Source organism: Asticcacaulis currens (assembly GCF_028550395.1).
Taxonomy (GTDB): Bacteria; Pseudomonadota; Alphaproteobacteria; order Caulobacterales; family Caulobacteraceae; genus Asticcacaulis; species Asticcacaulis currens.
The window spans coordinates 542,663-566,719 of the sequence record NZ_JAQQKW010000001.1; the positions used below are offsets into that span (position 1 = coordinate 542,663).

The window sequence follows — 24,057 nt, forward strand, 5'->3', positions numbered from 1 at the left end:
GTTGTTCAAAATTAGCGGAGCGCTCCAATGGACGACAGTTCAACGCCCTCACCCCGCCCACAAAAGGGCCGATCCAAAGGGGCCAAATTCCTTGTGGTCTGCGCATTGGCCGTGCTGATGGCCATTCCGGCCCTGCTGGTTTTTGCATTGCTGATGGAGCGTACCAACCGGGCCGAGGGTGTGGCGCGCGAGATCGGAGATCAGATGGGCGGCGAACAGGTCTTCCTGGGTCCGGTGATTCAGATTCCTTATGTCATTCCGACGCGGAGCAGCACGGATGAAAAGGGCAATCGCGTCGTACTGGCGCAGGAAAGCGGCAATCTGATCGTCTTCCCGCAGACCGGTAAGGCCAGCGCGGCGACCAAAAGCGATGTGCGTTCGCGTTCGATCTTTCGCGTGCCGGTCTATACGGCGGACCTCACTTTCGATGCAGCCTTTGACCTGAAAGACGTGCAAGCCGCCAGGCCCGGGGCCGTTCTGATTTGGGATAAGGCGCAGCTTGTCACCGGGGCCACCGATTCACGCGGTGCGCGCAAGGATATTGTGGCGCAGATCGACAACCGTTCGGTCATGCTGGCCCCCTCCGGTCCTGGGGTGACGGGACTCAGCCCTGACGGCACGGATTTCGACCTGTTTGCCGCTCCGCTCGCGCTGACTGATACGAGCACTCCACTAAACATCAAGGTGGCCATGACCTTCAGCGGCACCCGCAAGCTGGGCATCCTCGCCTATGGCAAATCGTCCGAGGCGGCCATCACCGGGGACTGGAAACACCCCTCTTTTGGCGGTGGTTTCCTGCCCGTCACGCGACAAACCGATGACTTGGCCCACAAGGGTGGCTTCAACGCCCAATGGTCGGTTCCCTTTATCGCCCGCGGACTTCCCGCCGTCATCGACCAGAGCCAGATGACGACGCTCGGCAAATCCGAACTGTCAGTGACCTTTATCGAGCCTACCAATCCGTATCAGAGCGTGGGACGCTCGCTGAAATACGCCCTGCTGTTCGTCGGTCTAGTTTTCCTGACCTACTTCCTGTTTGAAAGCACCTCGAAGAAGGAGCTGCACCCGGCGCAATATATTTTGGTTGGGCTGGCGCAGATCACCTTCTACCTGCTGCTGTTGTCCTTTGCCGAACGCATCGGCTTTGACGCGGCCTTTGTGGTGGCCGCCGGGGCGACCGTGACGCTGATCGCCGGCTATGCCGGGCTCATCTTCCATTCCCGCTGGCGTTTCATCGCGGCCTTTGCTGTGTTCAGCGCACTTTATGCTTTGATCTATGTGCTGATGCGCATGGAAGACTACGCGCTGCTGGTGGGTGCCTGCTCGGCCTTCCTCGTCATCGCTGCCGTGATGGTGCTGACGCGCAATATCAACTGGTACGGCAATCGGGCAGAAGGGGAATAGGTTTAAGTACTCCCCTGTAGCGAGGGGCGTACCTTTTAAGCCATGCCCAGAATACGGCGGGCCTGTGCCAGCGTCTCGGCGGTCAGGCCCAACGCCTTAACCTCTTCGGGTACGTCCTCCGCAGACGGGGCCGGCTCTGCTGGCACCTCTGGGGCGGGGGTGGCAACGGCGATCGGCGCGACCTCAGCGGGGATGTGAGGCTCTGGTTCCGGCGCGCGAATCTCAGGAGCTTTCACTTCATTTGTCTCAAAGCCGACGCCCATCTGATGCGGCAGGTGCAAGGCAAAGGTCGCCCCGCTCTGGGGTTCGGACTCCAGTGTGATCCAGCCGTCGTGCAATTCGACCAAGGCCTTAACGAGCGCCAGCCCCAGACCCGGCCCGCCGCGTTCGCGGCCAACGAAGCGGTCGAAGATGTGCGCCTGCGTGTGGTAGGGGATGCCGCGCCCCGAATAGCCGATTTCCAGCGTCAGGGTGTCGCCTTCCTTGCGGCTGCGGATGGTAATCTGGCCCTCTGCGGCGGCGTTGCGCAAGGCATAGTCCAGCAGATGATCCAGCACCTGCCCCAAACGTTGCGCGTCGGCACGGATCAGGGCCCGCGTGTCCAGCCCCTGATAGTCGAAGCGGATGCCCTTGGCGCTCAGCGTGTCGGCCTGACGGCCCAGAGCGGCCGCGACCATGCGCGACAGGTTGAAGTCCGATGGCGAAATCGACATTTCTCCGGCGTCGATCTGCGCCATGTCCAGCACGTCGTCGATAGAGCGGGCCAGTTCCTGCGAAGCGGCCTGAATGGCGTTGAGGAAGCCGCGGCGGCGGATTTCTGCCGGGTCAGCCTCGGTGGCGTTGGCTTGTCGTTGCAGCAGGTCGGCATAACCGACAATGGTCGTCAGGGGTGTGCGCAATTCATAGGAGACGTTGGCGACGAAATCGCGCTTAAGACGCACTGATTCCGACAAAGCCACGTCGCGCTGTTCGATGGCTTCTTCGAGCGCGCGGCGGTCGGTGATGTCGCTGAAGGCCACCAGAGTAGCCCCGTCAGGCAGGGGCTGGGTTCGCCACTGGGCCAGACGTCCGTCTGAGGTGCGTACCTCACCCATCTGCGGCGCACGCGCGAGCGGGTCGATATCGGTAACGCGCGCCTTCAGCTCGGCCCAGAAACCGCGATCGTGCACCAGGGGCAGACACAAGGCCGTCAGTTGCCCGAAGTCAGAATTGAGCGCCAGTTCGTCGGGCGTCAGCTTCCAGAAGGCGTCAAACGCCGCATTGCGCAAACGCAGACGACCATCCGAGCCAAATACCGATACGGCATCGGTCAGCTGGTCCAGCGTGGCGCGCTGCACCTGAATTAGCGAATTGAACTGCGCCTTGAGGGTCAGTTCGCCGGTCTTATCCGAAAACAGCAGCAACAGCCCGCCCAACGGGTGCGGCTGACGCACAACGCGCAGCGACCGTCCATTGGGCAGCGACCACATCTCATCCGGCGCGGCCTCGCTCAGACCGTAAAACTCCAGTTCCTGCGCCTTCCATGTCACGAAGTCCGAGGTTTCGGGCAGTTTGCGCTTTTGCCGCAGACGATCGAGCAGTTCGCCATGCGTCGGACGCTCAGCCAGCCAGGCGGGCTCCAGATCCCACAACAATTCGAAAGCGCGGTTATGGAAGGTCAGGCGCTTTTCCGGTCCGAAAATGGCCACGGCGTCTTCGAGGCGGTCCAGCGTGTCGTCGTGCGCTTTGGCATGGCGCTTGAGCGCTTCGCGGCTTTCTTCGGATTCGGTTATATCGACAGCATAGGCGCAGACATAGGCGTCGCCCAGCGGCTCGGCCGTCACCTGAAAGGCGCGGCGTTGCCCGTGAATCGTCAGCCAGCGGAAGCCTTCGCGGCGGACATGCTGTTCGGCGGCTTCGACAACGAGCGCGTCAGCAGACCGGTCGAGCCCAAGATGTTCCGCGCGCGCCTGTTCGACATTTTCGGCATCGACAGCCGTCAGCCAGGCGGCATTGGCCCACACCAGTTGTCCGTCACGCACCACCCAGCACGGGGCGGGAATCAGGTCGGCCATACGTGCAAAGGGACCGGAGGAAAGAGATGTATGCTCGCTGGCTATGGCCAGACGCACCCACGCCGTTGCCCCCGTCGCGCGACCTTCGACCAGCAGGGTCAGGCCGGAGGTTCGGGCACCGACTAGGCTGCGCGGTGCTTCGGTAAACACTTCGAAACGGCAGGGGCGACCTTCGGCAATCAGGCGTTTCAGCGCTTCGGCGGCCTCTTTGGACGAGCCGGCCAGACCTTCGATAACACGCGGGGCGACCTCTTCGGAGAAGGGTATACGAAAGGCATCCGCGACGGTTTTGAGCGTTTCATCGCCCCAGACCAGACGCACCGTCTCCCCTTCGATGGCAACAAAGGCTTCGTCGAAGGCCAGGGTGGCGGCGTCCAGTTCCCCCAGAACCGTATGCTGGACGTCAAGGCGTGACTTATAGCCTTGAGTGAGCTTCGTCAGTCGCGCTCGCAGTCGCCAGGCCAGAACCGTGGTTGAAAAGGCCAGCGCAGTCGCGCCAGCAGCGGCGGCAAAGGCAATGGTGGCAACGGTCATGCGGCGGCCCGGGACGAATCACTTAAAGGCCCATACTAATGCAAAGCGATTCGCCCCCCAAATGAATATGGCAACTCGGAGTCAAGTAAGTTTTAGAGCCCGCGCATAGATATAGGAGGCGACCAACACGATAAGAGCCGACCCGATGCCCGAGATCAGAAAGACCCAAAGCAGATAAACCGGTGGCAGGATGAGCGCTGCGCCGAGCATGATCACGCCGGCCAGCATCATGACCGGTCCGGCCAGGCGATGGGTGCGGTCCCACACCCGTTCATCACTTAGTGTCCAAGGGGTGCGCACCCCCATCACATAGTTGCGGCGCGCTTTGGGCAGGACATTGCCGATCAGGATAAACAAAAGACCTGGGCCCAGCAGCAGGGGTTGGACTGACAGGGTCCATGCCAGGGCGTGGCCGACGATGAACAGATGCCCGAACGCCAGAAGGGCGACAACCCCGATCCAGCTTACCGCATAGACCGAAGCCGAGCGTTCCAGCTTGCCCGTTTTGGGTTGCATATAGGGCAGAACCCATAACAGCAGGGTAATCGCGGCCAGCGTCAGCGGCATGACCATCAGCGCCTGATCCCGCGGCATAAAGCCATTCGCGGTGCCCGAAAGGTCGAAGTGTGTACCGACGGGGCCGTCTGTGATCTGCGGCCGCGCCCACAGGCTCAGGCCCGCTGTGGCGGCGATCATCAGCAGACTGAATATCTTGGACGCCGGCCATTTTGCCTCTGGGGTCATGCTTTGTCCTCCATGGTGCGTGGCAGCGGCGCGGTGGCGTCCTGACCGATACGAAAGGCGCTCATCAGCGACATCATCGCCTCTTCGAGCACAGACAGGTTAAGTCGATAGATGAGCGTGGTGCCTTGCCGCGTCATATCGATGAGGCCGGCGGCTTTCAATTTCGCCAGATGCCCCGACAGGGTGGGTTTGGAGACGTGAACCCGATCGGCAATCTCACCCGCGCTCATTTCCCGCTCGCGAAGCATTTCGAGGATGTGTCGTCGCGTAGGGTCGCTCAGGGACTTGTAAACTTCGGACATGGACACCCTCTTTATTTGTTATTTAGGCAAATACAAAATAAAAAGAGGTCTGTCAATTGCGGCGGCACGTCCCTCTTTGCGTATTCTTTTTGTTCCGGTCAGTCTTTTGTTAAGGGGCGCAAACCTATAGAATGGCCCCATGCCCGCCATAGCCTATCCCATCGCGCATAACGCACTCGATATCGTCCTGAACTGGGGCGAGGGTGTGTTGATGTCAGCCGAACGCGAAAGGGCAGCGAAAGACGCGTGCGGCAAGGACGTGATCTTTGTGCGTGAAACGCTCGATCCGGGCTTTCCGAGCGAAGAGGCAGCGCGAGCCCGGTATGAAACCCTGCTGAGCGAGCCGTTTTCGACCCTGATCTGCACATTTGAGCGGGTGCAGAAACCGCGCCGTATCGAGCCGCAGATGCGCGACGGCCGCCGCTGGCCAAAGCCGGAAGCGGCCCCGGTGGCGCAATGGAAGCTGTGCGTCAGCTACTGGAAGATAGGGACGGTGCGCCCTGTGCCCAGGCCGTCAACGGCGATTACCCCGCACCTTCAGGCCCGCGCCGTGCGCAAGAAGGCACTGGATGTACCGCTGACGCCGGAAGAGGTGCAGGCTCTCGCCCACGCGCCGCTGATGGCCTATCGCCCGCAAAAGGCGCTGGATATGGGCCTGTTCGAATTCGTTCTGCCGGAAAACCCGGATATCATTATCGCAGACGAGTAAGGTTTAGCCCCTCATACCGCCTTACTTACTTAGGGGCTTTTTTGGCCAGAATGCGCTGTAATGTCCGCCGATGCATGTTCAGACGGCGCGCCGTTTCCGAAACATTCTGATTACATAGGGCATAGACGCGCTGAATATGCTCCCAGCGCACGCGGTCGGCGGACATGGGGTTTTCGGGCGGCGCCGGGGCATGGTCTTCGACCGCCAGCAGCGCCTTGACCACATCGTCGGCATCAGCGGGCTTCGACAGATAGTCTACCGCGCCCGATTTCACTGCGGCTACCGCCGTGGCGATATTGCCGTAACCGGTCAGCATGATAGCGCGGGCATCCGGGCGTTTGGCGTGCAGAGCCTCGACCGCTTTCAGACCATTGCCGTCTTCGAGTCGCATATCCATCACGCCGAAAGCCGGCGGGCTGGCCTCGATAACCTTCAACGCCTCGGCGACGCTCTCCACAGCGGTAACGGTGAAGCCGCGTGATTCCAGAGCCCTGGCCAGACGCTGACGAAAGGGCGCATCATCGTCCAGCAGCAGCAGGGTACGGTCGGTCAGGGTGGCGATCTTCTGCTCGATGGCGGTTTTCACATCATCCATTACAAGCTCCTTATTCTACGGGGTAATCTCTGGGGATCAATCTCTGGATAGCGGTGCGATGTCACCGCCAAAATCTCGGGACACGATCACGTCTATCTGCTCGCGCCGCCATAGGGCGCGCACATAGGCGCCCCCGGTGTCGCGATTGCCGTAGGTGACGCTGGCCCCTGTATGCTCCAGCAGGGTTTTGGCGATAAAGAAGCCCAGACCCATGCCACCGTGCATAGATGTCTCCGGTCGCGAATCATTTCCGCGCGTCGAAATATAGGGGTCGCCGACGCGCGACAGGATGTCTGGCGCAAAGCCAGGGCCGTCGTCTTCGATCGACAGCGTTACGTAGGCCTTGCGAATACGCACGCGAACCCAGACGGCGCTGCGCGCAAAATCGACGGCGTTTTCGACAAAGGCCCCCAAGGCATGCAGCCATTCCGGTCGGCGCTTGATCGACACATACTGGCCGGGGTCTTCGCCGTCGGGCACTTCGTCCATCGAAATTTCGATATGGATGGCTTTGCCTTCGTTGCGGAAGGGCTGCACCGCCTCTTCGAAGAACACGCGTAGCGGCAGCTGGTCGTGCACCTGATCACGGGTTTCGGGCCGGCGGGCGAGATTTTTGAGGATATCGCGGCAGCGCTGGCTTTGCGATACCAGCAGCTCGGCATCCTCATAAAGCGCCGTGCCGGGTTTCAGGCTGCGCAGCATTTCGCGCGCTACCACCTGGATGGTGCCCAGCGGCGTCCCCAGCTCATGCGCGGCTGCCGCCGCCAGTCCGCCCAATGCCGACAGGCGGTGTTCCTTTTCCAGAACTGCCTGCGTCGCCGCCAGGGCCTGCGCCATGCGCTTAGATTCCAGCGCCGCCTGCCACGTATAACCCGCTGTGAAGACGATGCCGATGATGATGGCGGCCAGAAAGCCCAGACGATAGATTTGCGGCAGATGAAACGCTTGCCCTTCGGGCCAAGGCAAGGGTAGCGACCAGAAGGCCATGGCGCAGGTGGCCAGCACGGCCACCGCAACCACGCCAAAGCCGTAGCGCGTCGGCAGGTTGGCCGCGGCCACGGTCGCCGGGGCAATCAGCATCAGGCAGAAGGGGTTGTCGAGCCCACCCGTCACGGCCAGAAGGGCCGCCAGTTGCACGCAGTCAAAGCTCAGTTGCAGGGCTGCGTCCCAGTCGTTGAGACGCTGCCGCCGGTCATTGAACATCAGAAGGAGGTTAAGCCACAGACTGGCGGCGATCATGGCCAGACAGGGCCACAGGTTCAGCTCATGACCGAAGCCCAGTGCCACCACGGCGATCATCACACTTTGGCCCAGTATGGCCAGCCAGCGCAGACCGACCAGCGTGCGCAGCCTCAAGCCATCGGCTCCGTGGGACAGCGGTACGGGCGAAAAGTCGGCCCAGGAAAAGGGTGTGCGATCTTTTGCCGCAGCCGGGGGGGCGGTGAAGGAAGACAGGAAGCTGATAATCCGTTGGCGCACGTTGCGGGTTCGCCTATAGAACTTGCGGGTATGGCCCCTTTAGGCGCCTTCGTGCCGCATGACCATGTGACACATTTGCGCATCTGAGACTAAGGATAGGCATAGGATGAATCGCACACGTCTGACAATCATTGCGGTACTGGTGATCGGCCTCGGCGCGCTGGCGGTCGCCATGTGGAGTTCGATGCTGGGGCAAAAGCCGGTGGCGAGCCAAACGATCAAGTCGGCCTACAGCATCGGCGGGCCGTTCGCCCTGACGGATCAGTACGGCAAACCGCAGACGGAAGCGATTTTGAAGGGCAAATGGACCGCCGTCTTCTTCGGTTTCACCTACTGCCCCGACATCTGCCCGCTGACCCTGCAATCGCTCGATCAGACGCGCCAGAAGCTGGGCAAGGACGGCGACAAGCTGCAATTTGTCTTTATCACGGTCGATCCGGAGCGCGACACCCCCGAAGTCATGAAGGCCTATCTGAACTCTGGCGGCTTCCCTAAGGGGGTTATCGGCCTGACCGGCACGCCGGAACAGATCGCGGCGGCCGCGCGCGCCTATCGTGCCACCTATCAGAAGGTTGGCGAAGGCAAGGACTACACGATGAACCACACCTCGGTGGTCTATCTGATGAATCCGCGTGGCGAATTTGCCGTCCCCCTGACCCACGGTTTGCCGCCGGAAAAGGCCGCTGAGGTGGTCCGGCAAGCAATGCGGGATTACTGAAGCGTGTCTCAATCATCCAAACCCAGGCCGTCCATGATCTGCGGGATGCACTTTTCAATCCGTGCGTCCCGCGTTTTTGACTGTTTGGCCGAGGAAAAGTGCAGCAGATAGGCGCGCTGACGCCCCGGCGTCAGGCCCGCAAACGCTTCTTTCAGGGCCGCATCGTCTTCGAGACGCGCGCGAAACTCATCCGGCATCGTAAAGGCTTCGGTCTTTTTAAAATCGACCTTCAATCCCGCCTTTTCCACCGCAATCGCGGCTTCGACATAGGCTTTCAGTGTGGCGGCCTTATCCATGATCTGATCGAGGGAGGTAAAGCGAATCTGGCGCGCCGACTGCACATTTTCGGTCTGCTGGATCAACAGGCCCTGCGGATCGGGCATAAGCGCGCCCTTCATAAACAGCAGGGCGCAATAGTCCTTGAAGCCATGCATCAGCACCACATTGGCCTTGCCGAGCGTGTAGCAGGGCTGCCCCCATTTCAGCTCTTCGTTCAGCGGGGCCTGACGCAGGATGGCGCGCAAGGCTTCAAACTCCGTCCGCCAGCGCTCGGCACGCTGCATAAAGGCGTCCACCTTGGGGTGGGTTGGGTTGTCCATCCTGTCGTCTCCTTCTTTTAGACGGAGACTAACTCCCCCCACCCAAAAACCCAAGCCTGACATCACAACGTCACACCTTCACGGCTTTTTGTTTCGCAGATGCGAAGAGAGGACTCGTAACCTCTTGGCAGCATCCTTATGTTAGCCTTGTCCTCACGACAGACGACACGAGTTTTTGCGATGCTGTACCTGCTGCATGAGATGGCCTATTATTCCGCTGGTCCCTGGCGCGCCGTGGCGCAGGCCAGCCGCGACTTCTGGGGCAATAAGGCCAATCCGATTGCCGAGACCGAATTCGGGCGCAAGATGTACGCCTCGGCTGAGTTGTTCAGCACGGTCACCCGCCGCTATGGCAAGCCCGACTGGCGTCTCGACAGTGTCGAAATCAACGGCACGCCGGTGCGGATTCAGGTGGTTGAGGACTGGGCTTCGCCGTGGTGCAAGCTGATCCGTTTTCAGCGCGACCCGACCGATCTGCGCCGCGCCGGGGTGAAAAAGCCCGCCCCCGCCGTGCTGGTCGTCGCACCCCTGTCCGGCCACTACGCCACCTTGCTGCGCGGTACGGTGCAGGAATTTCTGCTCGATCACGATGTCTATGTTACCGACTGGGTTAATGCGCGTCAGGTACCGGTGCTGGAAGGGCGTTTCGACTTCTACAGCTTTATCGACCATGTGCGCGACATGTTGCGGGCCATCGGCGCGCGCGCGCACGTTGTCGCCGTCTGTCAGCCGGGGCCGCCGGTGCTGGCTGCCGCCTGCCTGATGTCCGAAGACAAGGATCCGCTGCGTCCGGCCTCCATGACCTTTATGGGGTCGCCGATTGACGCTCGCTATAATCCGACCGTGACCAATGATCTGGCGCAGGAAAAGCCGTTCACCTGGTTCAAGTCGAACATGGTCCACACCGTGCCGCCGCCCTATCCGGGCGTAGGCCGTCGCGTCTATCCGGGCTTCGTGCAGCTTTATTCCTTTATGAGCATGAACGAGGAGCGGCACAAAGACGCCCACTGGGCCTATTTCAACTCGCTGGTCGATGATGACGGCGACGGCATCGAAAAGCACCTCGAATTTTATGACGAGTACCTGTCCGTGCTCGATCTGACCGAAGAATTCTACCTTCAGACCATCGATCTGGTGTTCCAGAAGTTCGCCCTTCCCAAGGGGGAGCTGATCCATCATGGCCGCCCGGTCCGCCTTGAGGCCGTGACCGATATCGCCCTGATGACGGTCGAGGGCGAGAAGGACGACATTTCCGGCGTGGGTCAGACTCAGGCCGCCCATGAGATGTGCAAGAACATCCCGCAGGAGATGCGAGAGCTTTATGTGCAGCCGGGGGCGGGCCACTATGGCGTGTTCAATGGCCGCCGTTTCCGTCAGGAAATCTATCCGCGCATCCGCGACTTCATCGCCCGCAGCGAGGCCGCGCTTTAGGTGTTGGGGCTCAAGCGGGCAAAACCGGCCTATGAAGCGGGTCAGGTCATCGACTGCGGTGACTTCCGCCTGCACCTGAAGGTCAATGCCCGCGCGCGACGTATCTCTTTGCGCATCGACAACAAGACGGGCGAGGCGGTGGTGACCGCGCCGCGCCCGCGTGATCTGGCTCAGGCCGTCGATTTTGCCCTCAGCCGCGCCCAGTGGATCATCGAACATCAGGCGGCGCGGCCCGACAGGCTGTTCTTCACGCCCGACAGCGATATTCCCTATCTTGGGGCGCAACTGCGTCTGGTTCACTCAGGCAATGCGGCCGCCGCGCGCATGGTGGGCGGCGTTCTGACCGCGGGCGGCGAGGGCGAGGCCTTCCACCGCCGCATCGAGCGCTTTTTGCGCAAAGAGGCGCTGGAATTTGCCCAGACCCATACGGAGATCTATGCGCAACGGCTCGGCTATGCCGACGTGAAGGTGTCGCTGTTCGACGCCAAGGGCCGCTGGGGATCGTGCACGCCGGGGCGCAAGGCCATCCGCCTGAGCTGGCGGCTGATCCTCGCGCCGGAACCGGTCTTTGCCTATGTCTGCGCCCACGAAGCCGCGCACCTGCGCCATCCCGACCATTCCGATCGCTTCTGGGCCGAGGTCGAAGGGCTTTATGGCGATTACCGCGCGGCCCGTCGCTGGCTGAAGACCGAGGGCGTGCAGCTCTTTGCCTATGGGGCTTGACTCATCGCTTTAACGCGCGTACTTAACCGATAAGTTATTTAACATTTCGGTTAAGTGTATGCCTGCGTCTCCCGACCACCTGTCTGTGACCCTCAATGCTCTGGCCGATCCGACGCGCCGGGCCATTCTGGCGCGGCTGTCGCTGGGCGAAACGACGGTCAATGATCTGGCGGAACCGTTCGATATGAGCCTGCCGGCGGTGTCCAAGCATCTGAAAGTGCTGGAAAAGGCCGGTCTGATCAGCCGGGGTCGCGAAAAGCAGTGGCGGCCCTGCCGGCTGGAACCGGAACCGCTGAAGGAGGTCGATATGTGGCTTGCCAAATATCGCGCCATGTGGGAGGCGCGGCTTGACCGGCTGGAGGCCTATCTGACCCAGCTTCAGGCCGCTGCCGATCCGCCTGCGCCGCCGGTGGTGACTGACAAATCCGATACCCAGAAGGATGACCGCACATGATCACCCTATCCCCCCGCTCGTCGGACATGCAGTCAGGTTTCGAGGTCAGCTTCCCCAGTGACATCGACATCGTGATGTTTCGCACCTTCAAGGCGCCCCGTGCTCTGGTCTGGGAGATGTGGACCAAGCCGGAGCATGTGCGCCAATGGTGGGGTCCGCACGGTTTCCACAACGACACCTGTGAGATGGATGTTCGCCCCGGCGGCCGTTTCCGCCTTGGCATGGCCGCTCCGGACGGTACGCCCTGCCCCTGCGAAGGCATCTTTGTTGAAGTCGTAGCGCCGGAACGCCTGGTCTATGAGGGGAGGCCGCACGTGCATCCGTGCGGTTCCGGTCTGCCGCCTGAATCGCGCGTGACTATAACCTTCAAGGAAGAGGGGGAGGGGACCCGGCTCACCCTGCACGCGCGCCTCCTTTCGCCGGAGCTCAAGGCGGCGGCAATTGAACAGGGCTTTGCCGTCGGCTGGGCCGATGCCTTTGAACGTTTGGAGACTTTGATGTCGGAGCAACCCCCCGGGTTTGAGATCGTCACGTCGCATCGCTATGCCGCGTCCCCGGAGGCCCTGTTTGCGCGGTTTGCCGATCCGCAGCACCTCAAACAGTGGTGGGGACCGGACGGCTTTACCAACACCATCCCGGTGTTTGAGTTTCGCGAAGGCGGGGAGTTCCGCATTATCATGCACGGGCCGGATGGGCGCGATCACGACAATCACAAGCGCTTTGTCGAGATCGTTGAGAACCAGCGCATCGTCTTCGATCACCTTCAGCCGACGCATCAGTTCCGTATGACGGTCGAATATGTCTCGGACGGCGATCATACTGACATGATCTGGCGCATGGATTTTGCACCCTCCGAACAGGAGGAACTGCTCAAGACCTTCATTCCGCAGGCCAATGAACAGAACTTTCTGCGTCTGGAGACCTATCTGAAAACCGGGAAAATTTGAGGGGGAGCAAATGCTGACATTTATTCTGGGCCTGATCGGCCTTGCCATTGCCGGGGTGTTGCTGGTCGCAGCCTTACGGCCCAACCACTTCCGGCTTCAGCGCACCGCGACCATCGCGGCGTCGCCGGAGGCTATCTATGCCGAACTGGAGGACCTGCGCCGCTGGCAGACATGGTCGCCGTGGGAAGACATCGACCCGGTGCTGCGCCGGACCTATAGCGGCCCGGCGGCCGGCACGGGCTCCGTCTATGAATGGGCGTCGGATAATGCCAAGGCCGGTGTAGGCCGCATGACCATCACCGAAGCCCGTGTGCCGAGCAAGCTGGTCATCCAGCTCGACTTCATCAAACCCATCCGCGCCACCAATACCGCAGAATTCACCCTGCAAGCACAGGACAGCGGCACCGTGGTGACCTGGGCCATGTATGGCCCATCGCCCTTTGTCTCGCGTCTGTTCGGTCTGATCTTCAATATGGACAAGATGATCGGAGCGGATTTCGAAAAAGGTCTGTCACGTCTCAAAGCGCTGACGGAAAACCGATAAACCCCACAGAGGAGAAACTGCCGTGCGTATTGATGTCTATCTGAGTTTCAATGGCCAATGCGCCGAAGCCTTCGCGTTTTATCAGTCTGTGCTTGGCGGCGAACTGATGACCTTCCCGTTTTCCGCCGCGCCCGACATGCCCGTTGATCCGGCCTTAAAGGACTGGGTTATGCACGCCACGCTGAACACGGGCGAAGGGATCATTCAAGGCGCGGACTGCCCGCCGGAATACGGCCCATCCAAACCGTCTGGTTTCTGTGTGTCCATTCAGCCCCATACCGTCCAAGAAACGAAGCGCATCTGGGACGGCCTCTCGCAGGATGCCAGAATGGTAAACATGCCGCTTGCGCCCACCTTCTGGTCGCCCCTGTTCGGCATGTTTATCGACAAGTATGGTCAGCCGTGGATGATCAACACGGTCGCTGACGAAGCCTTCGTCGCTGCCAACACCCCACAATAAGAAAACTCACAAAACAATGGTCTGCGCCGCCTCTCCGCGACCCGGAAGGGGAGGGCGGAGCTGTGTCTGAATCTCAAAGGAAACGAAAATGACCCCGCAACCCGATACCCCGATATCCGAGCGTGAACTGGTGCTGGAACGCGTGCTGAAGGCTCCGCGTGCGCTTGTCTGGCGCTGCTGGACCGACCCAATGCTCTTGGCGGAATGGTTCTGCCCGAAGCCGTGGTATATTGATCAGGTCGAACTGGACGTGCGCACGGGCGGCAGCAATGCCTTCGTCATGCACGGACCCAATGGCGAGATCGTTCCCAATCGCGGCGTCTATCTCGAAGTGATCGAAAACGAAAAGCTGGTCCTGACCGACGCCTACGTAAAGGCGTGGGAGCCGTCGGAAGCCCCGTTTATGACCGCCATCATCATGCTGGAAGACACGCCCGAAGGCCATACGCGCTATGTCGCCAAGGCCCTGCACTGGTCGGTCGAGACCCGCAAACAACATGAACAGATGGGCTTTCATGAGGGCTGGGGTATTGCCACCGATCAGCTCGAAACCCTCGCGCAATCCTTAAACGCATAGGTGACCCATGCGCCTTCTGCCTTTTACTTTCGGTCTTTTGGTGATGAGCGCCGGACTGGCGGCCTGTTCGCAGCCGCCGGCGGAGACAACACCCGACGCTTCGGCGCCCAAACCCGCCCCCGCCACTCCGGTGTCCAAAGATTTCCCGGCGGGCCTCTATACACTCGATGCCTCCCACGCCAGCCTGACCTTCATGGTCAGCCATCTCGGCTTTTCGACCTATATGGCGGGTTTTGACCGCTTCGAGGCGACGCTGGAAATAGACCCGGCACATCCGGAAGCGGCCAAACTCAAGGCCACGGTCGATGTCAAATCGATTGACCTGCCCACCCCGCCCAAGGGTTTCCACGACAGCCTGATGTCGGCGCAGTGGTTCGACGCAGCAACGCACCCGCAAATGACCTTTGTGTCTACCAAGATTGAAAAGACCGGCGATTATTCGGCGAAGATTTACGGCGAGCTGACCCTGCGCGGTGTCACCAAGCCCGTGGTGCTTGATGCGGTGCTTAACGGCGGTTATGCTGGGTTTGCACCCTATGACCCCCATGCCCGTATCGGCTTTTCGGCCAGGGGGGAGATCAAGCGATCGGATTTCGGCATGGCCTTTGGCATACCGGAACCAGGCAGCAGTATGGGCGTCGGTGACACGGTCAGCATTGCCATTAACGCCGAATTTTCTGGCCCGCCGCTAAAGGCCAAATAAGAGGACGCTCATGACCCGTTCAATGACCCCGCACACCATGCGCCTGACGCGCGACCTTACCTTTCCGGTCGAAACCGTCTTCAGGGCGTGGTCGGACCCAGTGGCCAAGTCCCAGTGGTTCACCGGCCCGCCGGACTGGGAACGCGACCCGCATGAGCTTGATTTCCGCGTCGGCGGGCATGAGCGCAGCAGCGGCGGCCCCAAGGGGCAGCCGCGCCACATCATGTCGGCCTTCTTTCACGATATTGTGCCGCCCGAAGACGGGCCACAAGGCAGGGTGGCGCGCATTATTTCCAGCTTCACCATGCACGTGGGGGACACCCTGCTCACCGCTTCGCTGCTGACGCTGGAATTCACCGCTACGGCCACCGGCTCACGGTTGGACCTGACCGAACAACTGGCCTTCATTGACGGCTGCGACCACATTGCCGGCCGGGAAGCCGGCACCCAGGCCTTGCTCGACATGCTGGAAGCGTGGCTGAACAGACAGTAGAAGTCTGGATCATTATGATTTCTTGTAGAAACATAATGATCCAGATTTTGTTTACGCCCCCGAGCCGGGTGCGGGCTCCGCCGTCTTGGCGGCCGCCTCAATGGCGGCTTGAGCGGAATGAAGCCAGTGGAAATCATTCCGCTCTATATCCATCCGTCGGCCTTCAGCACCTTCTGATAAGAGCGGCTGACGGGTGCCTCGATATCGCCGCGCAGTGTGAGGCTGACGCGCCCGTCCTGCCGGCGGATGTCTTCGATGGCGTCGCGTGCCACCCACCACGAACGGTGCGTTTGAGAGCCTTCGATCCCTTCCAATTCGCGGATGGCATCATAGAGACGCATCAGGATCAGCGTGTTACCGGCGCTGGTGTGAACCCGCAGATAATGGTCTTCTGCCGACAGGGCGTAGATGTCGGCCTTCTGATGCTTGAAGGGTAAGCGCTCACGAAAGGCGACGCGCGCCGCGTCGGTGCCGTCTGCGGACGATGCGGTCGGTGGTGCCGAAAAAGCGTGGCTTTGCTGCGGTTCGCGGTTGATCAGCACATTGAGCGTTGTCATGGCGGCGGAGATGATGCCAACCGGAGCGAGGAAGCGGGCATATAGGGCAATATCCCAGCGCATATGCCCAAACAAAGGCGTGATGGCCCACACGACCAGCGAGATAGAGGGCGTCAGAAGTGCCGTCAGGACGATGCCGTACAGCCACGGCCGCCCTTCCAGATGCAGGCGATGACGTACGACCTTCAAGCCGACGCGATCAACCCCCACCGCTACCAGCGACCCCGCCAGCATCAGGGCTGACCAATAGACAAAGCGCATCACAAACGGAATGACATCCGTGCCAAAGGCATTAATCAGGCTGAGGAAGAGGGCCATGCCGAGCGCGGCCGCCAGAATGCGCCCGACGCCCGAGGCCGTTTCTGACCAGGCGGGTTGTGTCATTGGCGAAGCGTGAACCGCAGGTGTCTTCGTTTCACGCATGGACGCCTTCTGTTCGCGCATCCGTCTCCCCGTCTCAGATAAGCCCTGTCTAATTGCCGTAAAGCGGTCCTCCCGCACAAGACAATTTTGATGGAATGCCTCATGTCCGCGCCACACGCCCCCACGAAACCCCGTTCCGCCTACGCTTTTGTCTGGAAATTTATCAGCGGTCTGATCCTGACCGGCGGCCTTATCCTTATCACGGTCCTTGCCTCGGGCGGTGACCTCAGCGGTATGAGCCGCGTCCTTGAACGGGCTCATGTGCACGCCCCGAACCTGCGCGCCATTGCCGAGTCGTCACTGGCGACGCAAATCCATCTAAGCGCGGCGATAACGGCCTTTTTCATCGGCCTATATCAGTTGCTGGGGCCAAAAGGGCGCACACCGCACCGTCTGCTGGGCTATATCTGGCTGGCCCTGATGCTGACGGCGGCGATTTCCAGCTTCTGGCTGCGCGGCCTCAACCACGGCATGTTCAGTTTTATCCATATCCTGTCGGGCTGGACGGTGGTGGTCGCGCCGATGATCCTCTATGCGGCGCGCACCAAAAACATCAAACGCCACCGCACGATGGCGACGAGCCTGTTTATGGGCGGACTGGTCGTTGCGGGCCTGTTTGCCTTCATGCCGGGCCGCTTGCTGTGGCACGTCTTTTTCGGATAACCGGAATAACCCGGCTTAAGCGTTTCTGATTTTCAAAACGACGTGCTAGGTTTGGTTTCGTAATCTTGGCGGGACCCACAGCATGACCGATCCGACGAAACGGGCCCCGATCCGACAGGGATGGCGGACTCACGCCTGTCTGGTTTTGTTGCTGGTCGTCTATGTCTTCAACTTTGTGGACCGTCAGATCCTGTCTATCCTTGCGCAGCCGATCAAGGCCGAACTGAATCTCACCGATGCGCAGCTGGGCTGGCTGGGCGGTTTTGCCTTTGCCTTCGTCTATACGGTTCTCGGTATCCCTGCCGCGCTTATGGCGCAGAAGCTGGGAAGGGTCCGGCTGATCACAGCCGCCCTTTTGGTGTGGAGCGCGGCGACAGCGGCCTGTGGTCTGGCCACCTCCTGGTTCAACCTGGCGCTGGGGCGGTTTGGCGTAGGTGTGGGGGAAGCGGGCGGCGTCGCCCCGTCCCAAAGCCTGATTAGCGACCTCTATCCGCCCGCCCACCGCGCCAGAGCCATGGCCGTCTTTTCGCTGGGCGTGCCATTAGGGTCGGGTCTCGGCATCATGTTCGGCGGGCTTCTGGCGGCGACCTTTGACTGGCGGCACGCCTTCGTCACCATTGGTTTGGCGGGTGTCGTGTTTGCGCCGCTGTTCTTCTTCGGCACGCGCCGTCATGACGTTCAGACGCAGACCGATAGAGTTCCGGCGCTGGACCGACTGCATCGCCTGATGCGCAATCGCTCTCTTTGGCTGATTTCCCTGGGCGCTTCGCTGTCGTCCGTGATTGGCTATGGCCTGATGTTCTGGCTGCCCTCGGTCTTTATGCGCTCGTTCAAGGCCACACTGATGTCGGCCTCTTTCAGCTTCGGCCTGATCGTCCTGATCGGCGGGGCCATAGGTATCTTAAGCGGCGGGTTTGTCGCGGATCGTTTAGGCGCAAAGTCGCCGCGCGCTTTTGTGCTGGTGCCTGCGGCGGCCTATCTTCTGTGTATCCCGGCCTATGGGGTGGTGCTCATGATGCCGGGCTTCGCCTTTGACACGGGGGCTGGGTTCGTCCTCCTGATCCTCGCGCAGGCGCTGGGGCTGGTGTGGATGGGGCCAGTGCTGGCCAGCCTGCACCACGTAGTCGAAGCGCCCGATCGTGCGCTGGCCTCGGCGGTGTTTCTGTTTATCACCAACCTGATCGGCCTCGGCTTCGGCTCGTGGATTATGGGGATAATTTCGGATTATTTATCATATAATTATGCGGCAAATGCGTTGAAAATGGCCGTAACGGGCGGGCTGGTCTTCTACGGCCTTGGGGCGGGTTGCTTTCTTCTGACAGCGCTTACCCTTAAGTCAGACTGGAAAACGAGCCCGATTTCTGATTGAGCGGCCCTCCGATGCGGCAAAAATCGGCGATCTTGCGGTTGCACAACGCCGGACGGGTCTTTATAACCCCACCCCGTCGGTGCGGGCGAGACGTCCGTGCCCCAAAGGTCGCCGAGCCGTGCGCCGCATGGCTTGTATTTCCTCGCTGGTACCGCTAACACGGGCCGGCATCCATTTGACAAGACCGGTTCCATGAACATTCACGAGCATCAAGCCAAGGCCGTACTCAAGGAGTTCGGCGTCGCCGTTCCGCGCGGCTATCCCGCCTTCTCGCCCAAGGAAGCCCTTGAGGCCGCCAAGAACCTGAAGGACGATTCCACCAAGGTGTGGGTCGTTAAGTCACAAATCCACGCTGGTGGCCGCGGTAAGGGTCGCTTCGAAGGCCTTGGCCCCGATGCCAAGGGCGGCGTGCGCGTCGTCAAGTCGCCGGCCGACGTCGAAGCCAATGCCGATGAAATGCTGGGCCGCGTGCTCGTGACCCATCAGACGGGTCCGGCGGGCAAGCAGGTCAACCGACTGTACATCGAAGAAGGCGCGGACATCAAAAAGGAGCTGTATCTGTCGCTCCTCGTCGATCGCGTCACTTCGCGCGTGTCGGTGGTCGCCTCGACCGAAGGCGGCATGGATATCGAAGAAGTCGCCCATTCGACTCCGGAAAAGATCCACTCCTTCACCATCGACCCGGCGACCGGCGTGTTCCCGACCCACGGTCGTACCCTGGCGCACGCTCTCGGTCTGAAGGGCGATCTGGCCAAGCAGGGCTTCAAGCTCCTTCAGCAACTGTACGCGGCGTTCAACGCCAAGGACATGGACATGCTGGAAATCAACCCGCTGATCATCACCGGCGACGACCAGCTTCTGGTTCTGGACGCCAAGGTGTCGTTCGATTCCAATTCGCTGTTCCGTCATCCGGACATTCAGGCCCTGCGCGACCTGAGCGAAGAAGATTCGAAGGAAATCGAAGCCTCGAAGTTCGACCTCTCCTATATCGCCCTTGACGGCGAAATCGGCTGCATGGTCAACGGCGCCGGTCTGGCCATGGCTACGCTCGACATCATCAAGCTCTATGGTGCGGAACCGGCCAACTTCCTCGATGTCGGCGGGGGCGCCAACAAGGAAAAGGTCACCGCGGCCTTCAAGATCATCACCTCGGACCCGAACGTGAAGGGCATTCTGGTCAACATCTTTGGTGGCATCATGCGCTGTGACATCATCGCCGAAGGCGTTATCGCTGCGGTGAAGGAAGTCGGCCTGAAGGTGCCTCTGGTGGTGCGCCTCGAAGGCACCAATGTCGAACTCGGCAAGAAAATCATCAACGAAAGCGGCCTGAACGTTATCGCCGCCGACGATCTGGCCGATGCGGCCGCCAAGATCGTCAAGGCTGTGAAGGGCTAAGGTTAGAGCAATGTCTGTACTGATCAATTCGCAAACCAAGGTCATCACGCAGGGCTTCACCGGCGCGCAAGGCACCTTCCACTCCGAACAGGCCATCGCCTACGGCACCAAGGTCGTTGGCGGCGTGACCCCCGGCAAGGGCGGCACCACCCATATCGGCCTGCCGGTGTTCGACTCCGTCGCCGAAGCCAAGGAACGCACGGGTGCCGATGCTTCGGCCATCTACGTGCCGCCGCCCTTCGCGGCTGACGCCATCTTAGAGGCCATCGAAGCCGAAATCCCGCTGATCGTCTGCATCACCGAAGGCATTCCGGTGCTGGACATGGTGAAGGTGAAGCGCGCCCTGTCGGGTTCCAAGTCGCGCCTGATCGGGCCGAACTGCCCCGGCGTCCTGACCCCGAACGAGTGCAAGATCGGCATCATGCCGGGCAACATCTTCTCCAAGGGCTCGGTCGGCGTCGTCTCGCGTTCGGGCACGCTCACCTATGAAGCCGTGTTCCAGACGACCAATGCCGGTCTGGGTCAGACGACCGCCGTCGGCATCGGTGGCGACCCGGTCAAAGGCACCGAGTTCATCGACGTGCTGGAGATGTTCCTGGCGGACGACGAAACCAAGTCGATCATCATGATCGGTGAAATCGGCGGCTCGGCCGAAGAAGACGCCGCTCAGTTCCTGATCGACGAAGCCAAGCGCGGCCGCAAAAAGCCGATGGCGGGCTTCATCGCGGGCCGCACGGCGCCTCCGGGCCGCCGCATGGGCCACGCCGGTGCCATCATCTCCGGCGGCAAGGGCGGCGCGGAAGACAAGATCGCGGCCATGGAAGCGGCGGGCATCAAGGTGTCTCCGTCTCCGGCAGCGCTCGGCGAAACCCTGCTCAGCGTGCTGAAGGGGTAGTCGTTTAAGCTTCTTCCTGAAATCAGGAGGGAGGCCGACCGCCACATACTCGTCACGAAAAGCGCGTAGCCTGCGGGTTACGCGCTTTTTTGTTGCCGCCGCCGCGCTGTGGACGCATAATGTGAGCGCTAACATTTTGCCCAAAAATCGTATACGATTTTTCCGGCTTAAGAGGTTCTCAACACCTCTCAAAGAGAGTATAGACCTTCCTGTCAGGCGGTGTCGTTATTGGCCGCCTCAACCCAAAGTACGAAAGGGAGACGGTGTCGTAGTTGGCCGTCTCGCAAGGTATAAAATGGCGGACGATTCCGGTCGGCTGAACCAGGTTTTCGCGGAAACCTCGTTCCTTTATGGCGGCAACGCCCTGTTCATCGAACAGATTCAGGAGCAGTGGGCTAAAGACCCCAGCTCTGTGACCCCGGCCTGGCGGGCCTTCTTCGATCAGCTCATGGACAACCCGACCAATGTGGCGCAAAACGCCTCGGTGGGTGGCTGGGCGCGCCCGGTTGTGGAAAAGCGCGATGAGCTGACCTCGGCACTGGACGGGTTCTGGCCCGCCGTCGAAGCCAAGGCCGCCAAGGGCATCGCCGAAAAGAACGCCAAGGATGCCGCCGCAGGTAAGGCCGCGCCGGCCTCTGCAGCCGACCTGCAAAACGCCGCACGGGACTCCGTGCGGGCCCTCATGCTGATCCGGGCCTATCGCATCCGTGGCCACCTTCAGGCCAATCTCGACCCGCTGGGTCTGGAGCCGAAGGGCGAGAATCCGGAACTGCTGCCGGAGCACTGGGGCTTTAGCGCCGCCGACATGGACCGCCCGATCTTCATCGACGGCGTGCTTGGTCTGGAAACGGCGACTTTGAAAGAAATCATCCAGATCCTGCGCCGCACCTACTGCGCCAATGTCGGCGTGCAGTACATGCATATCTATGACACGGCGGAAAAGGCGTGGATTCAGGAGCGCATCGAAGGCCGCGACAAGGAAATCACCTTCACCAAGGAAGGCAAGATCGCCATCCTCAAGAAGCTGATCGAGACCGAAGGTCTCGAACGCTTCCTGCATCGCCGCTTCCCCGGCACCAAGCGCTTTGGCCTCGACGGCGGCGAAGCCCTGATCCCGGCCATGGAACAGATTATCAAGCGCGGTGGCAATCTGGGCGTGAAGGATCTCATTTTGGGGATGCCGCACCGTGGCCGCCTCAATGTGCTGACGGCCGTTATGGGTAAGCCCTATCGCGCCCTGTTCCACGAATTCCAGGGCGGTTCGACCGTGCCGCTCGACATCGACTCGACCGGCGACGTGAAATACCACATGGGTGCGTCTTCGGACCGCGCCTTTGACGGCAACAATGTCCACCTGTCGCTGACGGCCAACCCGTCGCACCTTGAAATCGTCAACCCGGTGGTGCTGGGCAAGGCCCGCGCCAAGCAGGCGGCGCACATCAAGGCCAAGGGCGACGGTCAGCTCGACCGCAGCCAGACCATCCCGCTGATCCTGCACGGCGATGCCGCCTTTGCGGGTCAGGGCGTGGTGGCCGAGTGCTTCGCCCTGATGGGGCTGAAGGGGTACAAGACCGGCGGCACGCTGCACATCATCGTCAACAACCAGATCGGCTTTACGACCGCGCCCCGCTTTTCGCGCTCCTCGCCCTATCCGTCGGATCAGGCGCTGGGCGCGCAGGCGCCGATCCTGCACTGTAACGGCGATGATCCCGAAGCCGTGGTCTATTGCGCCAAGGTCGCCACCGAGTTCCGGCAGAAGTTTGCCAAGGACGTGGTCATCGACATGTTCTGCTATCGCCGCTTCGGTCACAACGAAGGCGATGATCCGACGTTCACGCAGCCGATCATGTACGCCAAGATTAAGGACCATCCGTCCACGCGCGAACTGTACGGTCAGCGCCTGATCGCCGAAGGCGTGGCCACGCAGGCCGAAATCGACGGCTGGATCGCCGAATTCGACGCCTTCCTCAACGCTGAGTTCGAGGCGGGTAAGGAATACAAGGCGACCAAGGCCGACTGGCTGGATGGCAAGTGGTCGGGCCTCGGCCTGCCCGAAGATGATGAGCGTCGCGGCTTCACCTCGGTGCCGCGCGCCAAGCTGGAAGAGATCGGTCGCAAGATCACCACCATTCCCAACGAGATCGAGGCGCACAAGACGCTGCGCCGCGTGATCGAAGGCCGCCGTCAGGCGATCGACAGCGGGGAAAATATCGACTGGGCGCTGGCTGAGCATCTGGCCTTCGGGTCGCTGCTCGACGAAGGCTTCGACGTGCGCCTGTCAGGTCAGGACTCGATCCGCGGTACCTTCTCGCAACGCCACTCGGCCTTTATTGACCAGCGCACCGAAGAGCGTTACTTCCCGCTCAACCATCTGCGCGAAGGTCAGGGCGCTTACGAAGTGATCGACTCGGCCCTGTCGGAAGAGGCGGTGCTGGGCTTCGAATACGGCTACTCACTGGCCGATCCCAACACGCTTGTGATGTGGGAAGGTCAGTTCGGCGATTTCGTCAACGGGGCTCAGGTCGTCATCGACCAGTTCATCTCGTCGGGCGAACGCAAGTGGCTGCGCATGTCGGGCCTCGTCATGCTGCTGCCGCACGGTTACGAAGGCCAGGGCCCCGAACACTCGTCGGCGCGTCTCGAACGCTTTCTGCAACTGTGCGCCGAAGACAATATGCAGGTCGCCAACTGCACGACGCCGGCCAACTACTTCCACATCCTGCGCCGTCAGATCCACCGTCCGTTCCGCAAGCCGCTGATCATCATGACGCCGAAGTCGCTTCTGCGTCACAAGAAGGCGGTTTCGACCCTGACCGACATCTCGGAAGGTTCGTCCTTCCACCGCGTGCTGCACGACGACGCCGAGCGCCGTCCGGACGTGGCGGGTGTCAAGCTGGTGGCCGACGACAAGATCCGTCGCGTCGTGCTCTGTTCCGGTAAGGTCTATTACGACCTGCTGGATGAGCGCGAAAAGAAGGGCATCAAGGACGTCTATCTGATGCGTCTGGAACAGTTCTATCCGTGGCCGATGAAGTCCCTGCTGACCGAGCTGGGCCGCTTCAAGAACGCCGAACTGGTGTGGTGTCAGGAAGAGCCGAAGAATATGGGCGGCTGGTCGTTCGTCGATCCGTGGCTTGAACTGACGCTCGACAAGCTGAAGATCAAGGCCAAGCGCGCCCGCTATGTCGGACGCCCGGCCTCGGCCTCGACCGCTGCCGGTGTCATGAGCCGCCACCTGAAAGAGCTGGAAACCTTCCTGAACGAAGCGTTTGCCTGATCCTCTCC

24 protein-coding genes are annotated in these 24,057 nt (G+C 61.0%); 17 read left to right on the forward strand and 7 right to left on the reverse strand.

Translation table 11 applies throughout. The annotated features are described in order from the left end of the window. Nucleotides 1–27 precede the first annotated feature (27 nt). Nucleotides 28–1,404, forward strand: a complete 1,377-nt coding sequence (gene creD / locus PQU94_RS02315; RefSeq protein WP_272739873.1) for a cell envelope integrity protein CreD — start codon at nucleotides 28–30, stop codon at nucleotides 1,402–1,404. A gap of 35 nt (nucleotides 1,405–1,439) precedes the next feature. Here the strand turns inward: creD and PQU94_RS02320 are convergent, their stop codons facing one another. The 3 genes from PQU94_RS02320 to PQU94_RS02330 form a co-directional block, all read right to left on the reverse strand. After that, nucleotides 1,440–3,992: a PAS domain-containing sensor histidine kinase gene (locus tag PQU94_RS02320; protein ID WP_272739874.1), complete on the reverse strand. Its 2,553-nt coding sequence runs from the start codon at nucleotides 3,990–3,992 to the stop codon at nucleotides 1,440–1,442. 81 nt (nucleotides 3,993–4,073) lie between these two features. Continuing rightward, nucleotides 4,074–4,736 carry an SdpI family protein gene (locus PQU94_RS02325; protein WP_272739875.1) on the reverse strand — a complete coding sequence of 221 codons (663 nt, stop codon included), beginning with the start codon at nucleotides 4,734–4,736 and terminating at the stop codon, nucleotides 4,074–4,076. Then, entirely contained in the window at nucleotides 4,733–5,038 is a 306-nt protein-coding gene (locus tag PQU94_RS02330; protein WP_272739876.1) for an autorepressor SdpR family transcription factor, read from the reverse strand. The genes PQU94_RS02325 and PQU94_RS02330 overlap by 4 nt, the downstream gene beginning before the upstream one ends. Before the next feature lie 139 nt (nucleotides 5,039–5,177). Here PQU94_RS02330 and PQU94_RS02335 point away from each other — a divergent pair, with 139 nt between their 5' ends. Then, on the forward strand, nucleotides 5,178–5,747 hold the full coding sequence (locus PQU94_RS02335) for a hypothetical protein (protein ID WP_272739877.1): 570 nt from the start codon (nucleotides 5,178–5,180) through the stop codon (nucleotides 5,745–5,747). Between the two features lie 25 nt (nucleotides 5,748–5,772). Here PQU94_RS02335 and PQU94_RS02340 read toward each other — a convergent pair whose 3' ends face one another. Next, a complete protein-coding gene (locus PQU94_RS02340) occupies nucleotides 5,773–6,342 on the reverse strand; it encodes an ActR/PrrA/RegA family redox response regulator transcription factor (protein ID WP_272739878.1) in 570 nt (189 codons plus the stop codon). A gap of 36 nt (nucleotides 6,343–6,378) precedes the next feature. Continuing rightward, a complete protein-coding gene (locus PQU94_RS02345) occupies nucleotides 6,379–7,698 on the reverse strand; it encodes an ActS/PrrB/RegB family redox-sensitive histidine kinase (protein ID WP_272739879.1) in 1,320 nt (439 codons plus the stop codon). Between the two features lie 229 nt (nucleotides 7,699–7,927). Between PQU94_RS02345 and PQU94_RS02350 the strand changes: the two genes are divergently transcribed. Further along, a complete protein-coding gene (locus PQU94_RS02350; RefSeq protein ID WP_272739880.1) occupies nucleotides 7,928–8,539 on the forward strand; it encodes an SCO family protein in 612 nt (203 codons plus the stop codon). A gap of 8 nt (nucleotides 8,540–8,547) precedes the next feature. On the opposite strand, the gene PQU94_RS02355 is transcribed toward PQU94_RS02350, so the two are convergent. After that, the gene (locus PQU94_RS02355) at nucleotides 8,548–9,138 is read right to left on the reverse strand and encodes a YdeI/OmpD-associated family protein (RefSeq protein ID WP_272739881.1); all 591 of its coding nucleotides are present in this window, start codon (nucleotides 9,136–9,138) and stop codon (nucleotides 8,548–8,550) included. 180 nt (nucleotides 9,139–9,318) lie between these two features. On the opposite strand from PQU94_RS02355, the gene PQU94_RS02360 reads away from it, so the two are divergent. The 9 genes from PQU94_RS02360 to PQU94_RS02400 all read left to right on the forward strand — a co-directional run bounded on the left by PQU94_RS02360 (nucleotide 9,319) and on the right by PQU94_RS02400 (nucleotide 15,470). Continuing rightward, nucleotides 9,319–10,569 carry a polyhydroxyalkanoate depolymerase gene (locus tag PQU94_RS02360; RefSeq protein ID WP_272739882.1) on the forward strand — a complete coding sequence of 417 codons (1,251 nt, stop codon included), beginning with the start codon at nucleotides 9,319–9,321 and terminating at the stop codon, nucleotides 10,567–10,569. Then, the gene (locus PQU94_RS02365; RefSeq protein ID WP_272739883.1) at nucleotides 10,570–11,292 is read left to right on the forward strand and encodes a M48 family metallopeptidase; all 723 of its coding nucleotides are present in this window, start codon (nucleotides 10,570–10,572) and stop codon (nucleotides 11,290–11,292) included. It abuts the gene before it with no gap. 58 nt (nucleotides 11,293–11,350) lie between these two features. Next, entirely contained in the window at nucleotides 11,351–11,746 is a 396-nt protein-coding gene (locus PQU94_RS02370) for an ArsR/SmtB family transcription factor (RefSeq protein ID WP_272739884.1), read from the forward strand. Then, the gene (locus PQU94_RS02375) at nucleotides 11,743–12,693 is read left to right on the forward strand and encodes an SRPBCC family protein (RefSeq protein WP_272739885.1); all 951 of its coding nucleotides are present in this window, start codon (nucleotides 11,743–11,745) and stop codon (nucleotides 12,691–12,693) included. Before PQU94_RS02370 ends, PQU94_RS02375 begins: the two co-directional genes overlap by 4 nt. 10 nt (nucleotides 12,694–12,703) lie before the next feature. Beyond that, on the forward strand, nucleotides 12,704–13,237 hold the full coding sequence (locus PQU94_RS02380) for an SRPBCC family protein (RefSeq protein ID WP_272739886.1): 534 nt from the start codon (nucleotides 12,704–12,706) through the stop codon (nucleotides 13,235–13,237). Nucleotides 13,238–13,259: 22 nt separating this feature from the next. Then, the gene (locus PQU94_RS02385) at nucleotides 13,260–13,697 is read left to right on the forward strand and encodes a VOC family protein (protein WP_272739887.1); all 438 of its coding nucleotides are present in this window, start codon (nucleotides 13,260–13,262) and stop codon (nucleotides 13,695–13,697) included. A gap of 88 nt (nucleotides 13,698–13,785) precedes the next feature. Then, nucleotides 13,786–14,274, forward strand: coding sequence for an SRPBCC family protein (locus PQU94_RS02390; protein ID WP_272739888.1), 489 nt, complete (start codon nucleotides 13,786–13,788; stop codon nucleotides 14,272–14,274). 7 nt (nucleotides 14,275–14,281) lie between these two features. Then, a complete protein-coding gene (locus PQU94_RS02395; protein WP_272739889.1) occupies nucleotides 14,282–14,977 on the forward strand; it encodes a YceI family protein in 696 nt (231 codons plus the stop codon). 10 nt (nucleotides 14,978–14,987) lie between these two features. Then, complete coding sequence (locus PQU94_RS02400) at nucleotides 14,988–15,470, forward strand: SRPBCC family protein (protein ID WP_272739890.1); 483 nt, start codon at nucleotides 14,988–14,990, stop codon at nucleotides 15,468–15,470. Between the two features lie 143 nt (nucleotides 15,471–15,613). Here PQU94_RS02400 and PQU94_RS02405 read toward each other — a convergent pair whose 3' ends face one another. Next, on the reverse strand, nucleotides 15,614–16,471 hold the full coding sequence (locus PQU94_RS02405) for a LytTR family DNA-binding domain-containing protein (RefSeq protein WP_272739891.1): 858 nt from the start codon (nucleotides 16,469–16,471) through the stop codon (nucleotides 15,614–15,616). 81 nt (nucleotides 16,472–16,552) lie between these two features. Here PQU94_RS02405 and PQU94_RS02410 point away from each other — a divergent pair, with 81 nt between their 5' ends. The 5 genes from PQU94_RS02410 (at nucleotide 16,553) to PQU94_RS02430 (ending at nucleotide 24,049) form a co-directional block, all read left to right on the forward strand. After that, nucleotides 16,553–17,113: a DUF2306 domain-containing protein gene (locus PQU94_RS02410; RefSeq protein WP_272739892.1), complete on the forward strand. Its 561-nt coding sequence runs from the start codon at nucleotides 16,553–16,555 to the stop codon at nucleotides 17,111–17,113. A gap of 82 nt (nucleotides 17,114–17,195) precedes the next feature. Continuing rightward, the gene (locus PQU94_RS02415; protein ID WP_272739893.1) at nucleotides 17,196–18,482 is read left to right on the forward strand and encodes a spinster family MFS transporter; all 1,287 of its coding nucleotides are present in this window, start codon (nucleotides 17,196–17,198) and stop codon (nucleotides 18,480–18,482) included. A gap of 192 nt (nucleotides 18,483–18,674) precedes the next feature. Further along, nucleotides 18,675–19,877 carry an ADP-forming succinate--CoA ligase subunit beta gene (gene sucC / locus PQU94_RS02420; RefSeq protein ID WP_126421900.1) on the forward strand — a complete coding sequence of 401 codons (1,203 nt, stop codon included), beginning with the start codon at nucleotides 18,675–18,677 and terminating at the stop codon, nucleotides 19,875–19,877. Between the two features lie 10 nt (nucleotides 19,878–19,887). Further along, entirely contained in the window at nucleotides 19,888–20,772 is an 885-nt protein-coding gene (sucD, locus tag PQU94_RS02425) for a succinate--CoA ligase subunit alpha (RefSeq protein WP_013477770.1), read from the forward strand. 295 nt (nucleotides 20,773–21,067) lie between these two features. After that, nucleotides 21,068–24,049: a 2-oxoglutarate dehydrogenase E1 component gene (locus tag PQU94_RS02430; protein WP_126421898.1), complete on the forward strand. Its 2,982-nt coding sequence runs from the start codon at nucleotides 21,068–21,070 to the stop codon at nucleotides 24,047–24,049. Nucleotides 24,050–24,057: the final 8 nt, after the last annotated feature.